5 protein-coding genes are annotated in these 11472 nt (G+C 39.6%); all 5 read right to left on the reverse strand.

The genetic code is table 11. The features are described from left to right. Nucleotides 1-414: 414 nt before the first annotated feature. The gene (fusA, locus tag RQ763_RS04595) at nucleotides 415-2505 is read right to left on the reverse strand and encodes an elongation factor G (RefSeq protein ID WP_314151470.1); all 2091 of its coding nucleotides are present in this window, start codon (nucleotides 2503-2505) and stop codon (nucleotides 415-417) included. 11 nt (nucleotides 2506-2516) lie between these two features. Beyond that, on the reverse strand, nucleotides 2517-2984 hold the full coding sequence (rpsG, locus tag RQ763_RS04600; RefSeq protein ID WP_294929066.1) for a 30S ribosomal protein S7: 468 nt from the start codon (nucleotides 2982-2984) through the stop codon (nucleotides 2517-2519). 223 nt (nucleotides 2985-3207) lie between these two features. Beyond that, the gene (gene rpsL / locus RQ763_RS04605; RefSeq protein WP_314151472.1) at nucleotides 3208-3582 is read right to left on the reverse strand and encodes a 30S ribosomal protein S12; all 375 of its coding nucleotides are present in this window, start codon (nucleotides 3580-3582) and stop codon (nucleotides 3208-3210) included. A gap of 239 nt (nucleotides 3583-3821) precedes the next feature. Beyond that, entirely contained in the window at nucleotides 3822-8333 is a 4512-nt protein-coding gene (rpoC, locus tag RQ763_RS04610) for a DNA-directed RNA polymerase subunit beta' (RefSeq protein WP_314151473.1), read from the reverse strand. Next, on the reverse strand, nucleotides 8326-11472 hold a 3147-nt coding region (gene rpoB / locus RQ763_RS04615; RefSeq protein ID WP_314151474.1), incomplete at its 5' end, for a DNA-directed RNA polymerase subunit beta. The genes rpoB and rpoC, both read right to left, overlap by 8 nt.

Raw genomic sequence — 11472 nt, forward strand, 5'->3', positions numbered from 1 at the left:
AAAAATGGTTTGGTCAATTATTTTTGTTTTAGTCAATTTTTTTCATCTTTTTTTGCCTAATTTTTTTATTTTTTTAATTATAATAGATATAATTGTATTATGATTAAAAAAATAAAAATTGAACTTATTTACTTCTTAGCGATTTTGCTGGTGCTTTCTGTTTTACAGCACTCAGACTTCTTAAGCTCGCCGATTCAAAGAGCCTCTCTCATGATGGAGCGGGGAAATTTTCTACACCCTCTTCTTTGGACATCTGTCGTTTATGTAATTATACTGGCTTTAAGAGCAGTTGTAAAATTTCTATTTTATATAAAAAATAGAAATAAAACTAATATATCATAAAATTTTGATTTTTTGTAGATAGTTTGGAGTTAATGCCTCCCTCAATTGAGAGGAGGCACTTTTTGTAGCGGTTTAGCCGTTTCTCTTTTTAATGATCTCTTCAGATACATTTTTTGGAACTTCTTCATAGTGATCGAATTCCATAGAGTACGTTGCTCTACCTTGAGTAGCAGAACGAAGGTCAGTTGAGTAACCAAACATCTCAGCAAGTGGAACGAATGCATCAACAATTTTGTTTCCGCTTCTGTCGCTCATTGCGTTGATCTGTCCACGACGACGGTTAAGGTCGCCGATAACATCACCCATGTAATCTTCTGGAACTTCAACTTCTACTTTCATCATTGGCTCTAAAATTGAAGGATTTGCTTTTCTACAACCCTCTTTAAAGCCCATTGAAGCAGCAAGTTTAAATGCCATCTCGTTCGAGTCTACTTCATGGTATGAACCATCGTAAAGTGTAACTTCAACGTCTTCCATCGGGTAGCCCGCAAGAACACCGTTGCTCATTGTCTCAGAACAACCCTTCTCAACTGCAGGAATATACTCTTTTGGAATTACCCCGCCCTTGATTTCATTATGGAAAACAAAACCTGTACTAGGCTCGCCCGGCTTGATTCTAAGGTATACATGACCAAAAGCACCGCGTCCACCAGACTGTTTTGCGTATTTGTACTCTTGTTCAACTTCTTTTTTGATAGTTTCACGGTAAGAAACTTGTGGCGCACCAACTTCAGCTTCTACTTTAAACTCTCTTTTCATACGGTCAACAAGGATTTCAAGGTGCAATTCGCCCATTCCTGAGATAATTGTCTGTCCTGTCTCTTCATCAGTATGAACTCTAAAAGATGGATCTTCTGCAGCAAGTTTACCAAGTGCTAGTCCCATCTTCTCTTGATCTGCTTTTGTTTTTGGCTCAACAGCAACAGAGATAACCGGCTCAGGGAATACCATACGCTCTAAGACAACTGTCTCATCTGCGTCACAAAGAGTGTCACCGGTAGTTGTATATTTAAGACCAACAACTGCACCGATTTCACCTGCGTAAATCTCTTTAATCTCTTCACGCTTAATAGCATGCATCTTTACGATACGACCAATACGCTCTTTCTTATCTTTTGTAGAGTTATGAACGAATGAACCTGCTTCTAATGAACCGCGATAAACACGGATAAAAGTCAATGTTCCAACGAACGGGTCAGTCATAATCTTAAATGCTAAAGCAGCAAACTTGCCATCATCAGTAGATGGAACTATGACTTCTTGCTCTTCATCATCCATCATAGTGCCTTTAATCGGAGCACACTCTACAGGAGAAGGAAGATACGCAACAACCGCGTCAAGAAGAGTCTGAACACCTTTGTTTTTAAATGCTGTTCCTGCAGTCATAGGAACTATATGCATAGCTATTGTTGCAGCTTTAATTCCTGCAATAATTTCTTCTTCGCTTAGCGCTTCACCCTCAAGGTATTTTTCGGCAAGCTCTTCGTTTCCGTCAACTTCAGAGATTGATTCAATCATCTTTTCACGATACTCTGCAGCTTTGTCTAGCATATTTGCAGGAATCTCTTCTACATGGTAGTTTGAACCCATTGCAGCATCTATATCCCAAACGATTGCTTTCATCTTAACAAGATCTACAACACCTGTAAAACCATCCTCAGCACCGATTGGTAATTGGATTGGAACAGGATTTCCTTTTAGGCGATCACGAATTTGAGCTTCAACTTGATAAAAATCAGCGCCTGTTCTGTCCATTTTGTTAACAAATACAATCGATGGTACACCATAACGATTTCTTTGTCTCCAAACAGTCTCAGATTGTGGCTGAACGCCGCCAACTGCACAGAAAACTGAAACAGCACCATCAAGTACACGCATAGAACGCTCAACTTCAATAGTAAAGTCAACGTGACCCGGAGTATCAATGATGTTAATCTGCTTGTTATCCCATTCACAAGTTGTCGCAGCAGAAGTAATAGTAATACCACGCTCTTGCTCTTGCTCCATCCAGTCCATTGTAGCAGCGCCATCATGAACCTCGCCGATTTTATGCTCACGACCTGTATAGAACAGAATTCTTTCAGTTGTTGTCGTTTTACCCGCATCAATGTGAGCAGCAATACCGATGTTTCTTACATCTTCTAGTTTATGTGATCTTGCCATAATTTATCCTATTACCAACGATAGTGAGCAAATGCTTTATTTGCTTCAGCCATACGATAAGTATCTTCTTTTTTCTTAAATGCGTTACCTTTTTCAGATCCAGCATCCATTAACTCATTAGCCAATCTCTCAGCCATTGTTCTCTCGTTTCTTTTTCTAGAAGCATCAACTAACCATCTAATAGCTAGCGACAATTGGCGTACCGGGCGTACTTCTACTGGAACTTGATAAGTAGCACCACCAACACGGCGACTTTTAACTTCAATAATCGGCTTAATATTTTCAATAGCATCGTTAAATGTATCGATACCTGTTTTTTCGCCGCGAGAGCTTACGATATCTAAAGCGCTGTAAATAATCTTTTCAGCTGTACTTTTTTTACCGTCATACATAATTTTGTTTATAAATTTCGTTAAAACTTTGCTTCCATAAACAGGATCAGGCATAATTTCACGAACGGGAGCTTTTCTTCTTCTCATTTGTAATTTTCCTTACTTCAATTTTTTTTTAAATTTACTCAAAATATATCACTTAAGATATATCCTGTGTTAGCTTAATATTTTTCAGCTTTTCACTAAAACACAATTTCAAATGAAACTAGTTTCATGAGCCCACTGCTGAAGTGAACTTAGCGTTAGCGTAGTGAAACGGACTTGTTCGTTTCGCGTACTAATTAATGTTTAGGTTCCTAAAAAATAGTCCCTATTTTTTAGGACGTTTTGTTCCGTATTTAGAACGAGCAACAGTACGATTTGCAACACCTGCAGTATCGAGTGCACCACGAACGATGTGATACTTAACACCGGGTAAATCTTTTATACGACCGCCACGAACTAGTACGATTGAGTGCTCTTGAAGGTTGTGACCCTCACCACCGATATAAGAAATAACTTCAAAACCTGAAGTCAAACGAACTTTTGCAACTTTTCTCAAAGCCGAGTTAGGTTTTTTTGGTGTTGTTGTGTAAACACGTGTACAAACACCACGACGCTGTGGACATGATACAAGAGCAGGTGATTTTGATTTTTTAACCACACGTTTACGCTCATTGCGAATCAATTGATTGATTGTAGGCATACAATTCCTTTACTTAATTTTTCCAGTAGAATTTAACTCGCTATTCTCTAGGGAGTTATAGACGCGTAATCTTATAAAAAAAGTGATTAAAGTTAGCTTATTTTAAGTATAAATTAATATATAGAGTTTTATGTGAGAAATTATAGAGGCTAATCATAGATAACAAGAGTTTAAGAGGAGATCAACCTCTTGCACTTATGCAAGAGGTTGAGTTTATTTAAATATATAAAGATTAAACTTTAATTATACTCAAACACAATCTGCTGATCTTTATAGATACCTGTTCCAACCGGAATAGTACGTCCGATAATAACGTTCTCTTTAAGGTCGTTTAGATCATCTACTTTCGCACTAACAGCAGCTTCTGTCAATACTTTTGTAGTATCTTGGAATGATGCAGCAGAAATAATACTATCAGCTGAAACGGCAGCTCTTGTAATACCAACCAAGAATGGCTCTGCAATCGCAGGGCGACCGCCAAGTTTAATAATCTTCTCATTCTCTTGAGCAAACTTCGTTTTAGAGATTAGATCTCCCTCTATAAACTTCGTATCGCCTGATTTTACAATTTTTATCTGTCTTAACATCTGAGTAAAGATTACCTCGATGTGCTTATCAGAAATATTAACACCTTGTGAACGGTAAACCTGCTGCACTTCGCTTACTAGGTAGTTATAAAGTGCTTTAACACCCATAATACGAAGAAGCTCATGTGAAGAGATAATACCAGATGTCAATCTCTCGCCGGCATGTACAAAGTCTCCCGTGTTGACAACCGCAGTGTGCGATTTGTCTACAAAGTACTCTTTAATTATGCCGTTATCAGATGCAACGATAATTCTAATCTTTCCACGAAGAGGCTTTCCAAAACTAACATTTCCATCTATCTCAGATATTAGTGCTGTTGCTTTTGGTCTACGACCCTCAAAAAGTTCACTTACACGAGGAAGACCCCCGGTAATATCGCTTGACTTTTGAAGAGCTTTTGGTGTTTTTGCAATAATATCTGCTACTTTAACCTTTGCTCCGTCTTGTACATATATAGATGTTTTTGGTTGAAGCTGGTATCTTAAAAGTTCACCATCTTCACTTGCAAGAACAATTGTCGGTTTGTACTCTGTAGATACGTGATCGCTTATCATTAAACGAGTTTTACCAGTTAGCTCGTCATACTGCTCTGTTGCAGTTGTTCCGCTGATAATATCTTCAAAATGAACCACACCGTTTGTCTCGGAGATAATCGGGTTAGAGTATGGATCCCACTCTGCAATTACAGTCGACTCATCACTCTTTGGCTTAGCTATAACAGACTTAGGATCTACAAGAACATCATCTTCTGCAACGATTACAGAACCGCGCGCAATATAGTGACGTACCGCTTCACGATTGTTAGCATCTACAACGGTAGCAAAAAGACCTTTTTCTACTACTTCATAGCCAGCTTTCAGCCCCTCAAATCTCTCTAAATAATCGCCTTTTAGCAAGAAGTATTTCACGACTCCTTCCTCTTTTGCAAAAATCTTTTGTGTTACAGGTGCTCCATTTGCAACTAAAAGCTCAGATGCATATGGTATACGGCTTGGAACATTCCAGCCATCTTTAATTGTTTCAACAATTGATTCATGCTCTTTAACTTCAGAACCGCTCTCATACGGGAAGTAATATTTCCCTTCAATCTGTCCGCCGACACCTGCTAACTCATTAGGTTTAGCAATCTCGTTTTTACGTAGTACGTAACGAACAGTATCAGTTTTAGAAGATACGCTGATGATAACTTCATCATGCACAGTCTGAATCTCAATTTTACCGGCAAAAGGAGCTTTGATTTTTGGTTCAACCAATAGCACTGCTGCATTTCTGCGGTTTGCCACTATGTTTTTGCCCTCTTTTGAAGCATAAGTTTTAAGGTTGTAGTAACGGATAAAACCTTCTTTCTCAGCAACAACCTGTCTCTCTTGAGCAGTCGAGCTTGCTGTTCCACCAACGTGGAATGTTCTAAGAGTAAGCTGTGTACCAGGCTCGCCGATTGACTGTGCGGCAATAATACCAACAGCCTCACCTCTACGAACTATATATCCTGTTGCAAGGTTTACGCCGTAACATAGTGCACATATACCGTTTTCACTCTTACATGTAGTCGGTGTTCTGATATATGCTGTTTTGATGCCAGCCTCTGCTATAACTTTTGCACTTACTTCATCAAGAAGTGTTCCCTCGGCAAAAAGTATCTCGTTGCTTATCGGGTCAATAACATCATCTGCTAAAACCCTGCCGTTGAGTCTATCTTCAAGAGATTCGATAAGCGTATTTTGATCACTTATATCTGAGATCTCAATACCCTCATGAGTATGGCAATCATGCTCAACAACTTTAACATTTTGCGCAACATCTACAAGTTTACGAGTCAAATAACCCGCATTTGCAGTTTTAAGAGCAGTATCGGCAAGACCTTTTCTAGCTCCGTGAGTGGAGATAAAGTACTCGATTACGTTAAGACCCTCTTTAAAGTTAGAGATAATCGGAGTTTCAATAATTTCACCGCTTGGTTTAGCCATAAGACCGCGCATACCGGCAAGCTGACGGATTTGTGCAGCAGAACCACGAGCGCCAGAATCTGCCATCATGTGGATAGAGTTAAACCCGCTCTTATCTGTTTGAACCAGCTCCATCATCTGTGCTGCAAGAGTGTTGTTTGTGTCTGTCCAAACGTCGATAATCTTGTTATATCTCTCTTGTTCAGTTAAAAGACCCGCTTCATACTGCTTTTGAATCTCAAACACTCTGTTTTTAGAGTCAGCGATCTTAACTGATTTTCCCTCAGGTATTTTAATATCATCAATAGAGATAGAGACACCTGATTCTGTAGCATGTTTGAAACCTAAATCTTTAAGTCTGTCTAAGAAACCGGCTGTAATACCTATGCCGCCATGTTTTTGAACATAGTCAACTAGTTCATTTATAGCTTTTTTCTTCATAACTCTATTCCAAAGTTCTGATGGAACGAAGTCAGGCAATATTGCTTTAAGCAACATACGTCCTGCAGTTGTATGGATGATTCTTCCCTCATCTCTAGTTCTTACTTTTGCATGAATATCTAACGCATCATGCTCAATTGCTATTCTTACTTCATCAACGTTTGCAAAAAGTTTGTTTGAACCCTTTACGCTGTTTTTCTCCAAAGTAATATAGTAGATACCAAGAACCATATCTTGTGAAGGCGTAGCTATCGCTTTTCCTGATGCAGGCAGAAGGATATTCATGGATGCCATCATCAAGACTTTAGCCTCTGCAATAGCAGCTGAGCCAAGTGGAACGTGTACAGCCATCTGGTCACCGTCGAAGTCGGCGTTGAACGCAGCACAAACTAAAGGGTGAAGCTGAATAGCTTTTCCGTCAATTAGCTTAGGATGGAACGCTTGAATAGAGAGCTTGTGAAGCGTAGGCGCACGGTTTAGAAGTACCGGATACCCATCAACTATCTCAGCAAGACACTCCCAAACTTCGTTTGTTTTGTCCTCAATCATCTTTTTAGCAGCTTTAACCGTTGTTGCATAACCCTTATCTTCAAGTTTTGCAATCAAATGCGGCTTAAAGAGTTCAAGTGCCATCTTCTTAGGTAATCCACACTGATCCATTGTCAGCGTTGGACCTACAACAATTACAGAACGTCCGGAGAAGTCAACACGCTTACCGAGTAAGTTTTGTCTAAAACGACCCTGCTTACCTTTAATGATCTCACTTAAAGATTTCAGTGGACGCTTGTTAGCACCCTTTACAGCATTTGCGCGACGACCGTTGTCAAATAGAGCATCAACCGACTCTTGAAGCATACGCTTCTCATTTCTAACAATAATCTCAGGTGCTTCAAGCTCTACAAGACGCTTAAGACGTTGGTTACGGTTGATAACACGGCGATAGAGATCATTTACATCTGATACTGCAAATTTTCCGCCATCGAGTGATACAAGCGGTCTTAAATCCGGCGGAAGGACAGGAAGAACCGTAAGCATCATCCATGCAGGATTGTTTCCTGAATTTAGAAATGATTCAATAACCTTAAGTCTCTTAGCAATAGTTTTTGTTTTTGCTTCGCTTTTTGTAAGTTCAATATCTTCTTTTAGCTGTGTAAACGCATCAACTAAATCGATTGAGTCTAACAAATCACGAACAACTTCGCCGCCCATGCGAGCTCTAAAGCCCAATTCACCAAATCTTGATACTAAAGTACGGTACTGCTCTTCATTTAAAACGTCATATTTTAAAACAGGAGTTTTAGCTTCAGCATCATAGTATGCCTCTCCGCCCGATTCAACAATGTACGCCTCATAATAAAGCACGCGCTCCAAATCTTTCATCTTGATACCCAAAAGAGTACCTATACGAGAAGGTAGTGAACTGACATACCAGATGTGTGCAACAGGCGTCACAAGCTCTATATGCCCCATGCGGGTACGGCGAACTTTAGTGCTAGTTACTTCAACACCACACTTCTCACATACAACGCCTTTGTAACGCATCTTTTTGTATTTGCCGCACAGACACTCATAATCCCTTACAGGACCAAAAATTTTAGCACAAAAAAGACCGTCACGCTCAGGTTTAAGCGTACGGTAGTTGATAGTTTCTGGTTTTTTTACTTCACCATGACTCCAAGATAACACCTTCTCAGGGGAAGCTAAACGAAACTGTATCTGCTTTATATCAGTCGGTCTTTTCTCTTCAGTTACTTCAATAGCTACTAATTTACTCATTGTCTTCTACCTCGTCAAATATTTCTACATCAAGAGCTAATGCTTGAAGCTCTTTTGTCAATACAAATAGAGTCTCAGGAATGCCTGATTCCGGAACTAACTCACCTTTTGTAATCGCTTTGTACGCACGGACACGTCCATCAACATCATCAGATTTGATAGTAAGCATCTCTTTAAGTACTGCACTTGCACCATACGCTTCAAGTGCCCAAACTTCCATCTCTCCAAATCTTTGACCACCAAAGAGCGCTTTACCGCCGACCGGTTGCTGTGTAACAAGAGAGTATGGTCCGGTTGAACGTGCATGAATCTTCTCATCAACAAGGTGATGAAGTTTAAGAATATACATGTAACCAACGTTTACACGCTCTTTTATCTTCTCCCCCGTCAAACCGTTGTAAAGTACAACTTTACCGTCTGTCTCCATCTTAGCAAGCTTGAAAATCTTCTCAAACTCTTCTGAATTTACGCCTTCAAAAATCGGGGATGCAAACTTAACACCTCTTGACCAGTCACGTGCGTGATTAAGCAGTTCATCATCACTCATTTTAGTGATAACCTCTTTTGCATTCATCATAAGTGCAACATCTGCAATCTCAATCATCTTAGCACGGATATTTTGGATGAAATTTTTTTGTTTAGACTCAAACTCTTTTGTAATCTGATGTCCAAGTTCACGACCTGCCATACCCAAGTGCATCTCTAATACCTGCCCGATATTCATACGAGAAGGAACACCTAGCGGATTGAGACAAATGTCAACGCTTCTTCCATCTTCCATGTACGGCATATCAACCTCTGGTACAATGATTGAAACTATACCCTTGTTTCCGTGACGTCCAGCCATTTTATCACCGACTTTTAACTGGCGTTTTGTAGCGATATATACTTTTACATACTTCACAACGCCGTTAGGTAGAATGTCATCTTTTTCTAAGATATTTAATTTCTCTTCATGTTCATCGCGGAAGAGTCTCTTCTCCTTTTGGAAGTAGTTTTTAGTCTTATTGTACTCTGACTGAATCTCTTCGCTGAATGATTTTATAATCGCATTCATAGCAAAACGGTTTACTTCAACTAAATCTTTTGCATCTATCAAATCACCTGTTTTGTAATTTGTATTACCGATTTTAATATCAGTCGTCAGAGGCTCTTTTGTAAGAAGCTTAGTTACGCGAAGCATCTCCTCTTTATCTATCATAAGAAGTCTGTCATAGTGCTCACGCTCTAAATAATCACGCTCTTCTTTCTCAAGCTCTAACGCGCGTACGTCTTTGTCATAACCTTTTTTTGTAAAGATTTTAACGTCAACTACAACGCCTTCCATGCTTGGAGGACAGTATAGAGATTTGTTTATAACGTGGCCGGCTTTTTCGCCGAAAATTGCACGAAGAAGTCTCTCTTCAGGAGTAGGTTTAACTTCACCCTTTGGAGAAACTTTACCGACAAGAATCATACCGCCCGTAACAGTTGTACCGATTTTAACGATACCGCTGTCATCAAGATGAGATAACTCGTCATCTCTTACGTTTGGAATATCGCGGGTAATCTCTTCAACACCATGCTTTAACTCTCTTGCTTCAACCTCTTTCTCGTAGATATGAACAGATGTAAATGCGTCTTTACGGATTAGTCTCTCTGAGATTACGATAGCATCCTCAAAGTTATAACCATTCCAAGGCATAAACGCAACCATGGCATTTACACCAAGAGCAAGCTCTCCTTGATCCATGTTTGGACCGTCTGCAATTATCTGTCCCGTCTCCACTCTCTGTCCGATATTTACAATCGGTTTTTGTGCAAACGCTGTATTTTGGTTAGTACGAAGATTTTTTTGCAATGGATAGTAATCTATATAAATATCTCCTTCGTCATCTCCCATAACGTAGATGTGTTTAGCGTCTACCTTCTCTACAATACCTGAACGTCTAGCTTTTACACACTCCCATGAGTCACGCGCAACAAGCTTCTCAACGCCTGTTCCGACCATTGGTGCCTCACATTTAATAAGTGGTACTGCTTGACGTTGCATGTTCGCGCCCATAAGTGCACGGTTTGCATCATCATGCTCCAAAAATGGAATAAGTGATGCAGCTACACCGACAACCATGTGAGATGAAAGGTCGGCATATTCACACTCATTTATAGAACGGTGAAGAATCTCTCCATCCATTCTTGTAACAACTAGCTTATCTACAAACTGACCGTTTTCGTCCAATTTGTTTGAAGCGGCTGCTATCTTTTTGCCCTCTTCTTGAGTTGCAGTAAGATAAACAATTTCATTGAGAACTTTTCCATCTTTCATAACTTTATATGGTGCCTCAATAAAGCCGTGCTCATTTACTTTTGCATATGTTGCAAGAGTGTTGATAAGACCGATATTTTGACCCTCCGGAGTTTCAACTGGACAGATTCTACCGTAGTGAGTCGGGTGAACGTCACGCACTTCAAATCCTGCACGCTCTTTAACAAGACCGCCTTCACCAAGAGCTGATAGACGGCGTTTATGCGTTACTTCTGAGAGTGGATTTGTTTGATCCATAAATTGTGATAACTGCCCGCCCGAGAAGAACTCCATAATTGTTGAAGTAATCATCTTTGAGTTTATCAAATCATGCGGCATAAGCTCGCTCATCGGTCCGCTCATAGTTGAGAGTTTGTCACGAATCGCTTTTTGCATCTTAATAAGACCGTTATGTAACTCATTTCCTAAAAGTTCGCCGATAGAACGAATACGACGATTTCCAAGGTGATCTCTATCATCAATATGACCTTGTCCGTTTTTTACTTTAATAACATATTTTACTGATTCTATAATATCTTCATGCGTAAGAACAGTTATGTACTCTGGAATATTAAGACTTAGCTTATGATTCATCTTCATACGACCAACTTTTGTCAAGTCATATCTCTCAGGATCAAAGAAAAGCTGATTTACAAATATTCTTGCAGCCTCTTTAGTTACAGGCTCGCCCGGTCTCATAACTTTATAGATACGAATAGCTGAGAGAGCATTCTCATCTTCGATATCTTCAGTCTGCTTTAATAGCTTTAGTGAATCTGCATCGGCGTTAAATGCGTTAATGATTGAACCATCAACACCTTCAGCCAAGTCATTTGCAATACTAAAGCCTTTTAC

Origin of the sequence: Sulfurimonas sp., assembly GCF_032250635.1 — a bacterium.
In the GTDB taxonomy this organism is placed as follows: domain Bacteria; phylum Campylobacterota; class Campylobacteria; order Campylobacterales; family Sulfurimonadaceae; genus Sulfurimonas.

What these genes read in the sequence shown, in the direction of transcription:
- rpsL (WP_314151472.1), bottom strand. Translation starts at nt 3,582, where the DNA reads ATGCCTACAATCAATCAATTGATTCGCAATGAGCGTAAACGTGTGGTT.
- rpoC (WP_314151473.1), bottom strand. Translation starts at nt 8,333, where the DNA reads ATGAGTAAATTAGTAGCTATTGAAGTAACTGAAGAGAAAAGACCGACT.
- rpsG (WP_294929066.1), bottom strand. Translation starts at nt 2,984, where the DNA reads ATGAGAAGAAGAAAAGCTCCCGTTCGTGAAATTATGCCTGATCCTGTT.
- fusA (WP_314151470.1), bottom strand. Translation starts at nt 2,505, where the DNA reads ATGGCAAGATCACATAAACTAGAAGATGTAAGAAACATCGGTATTGCT.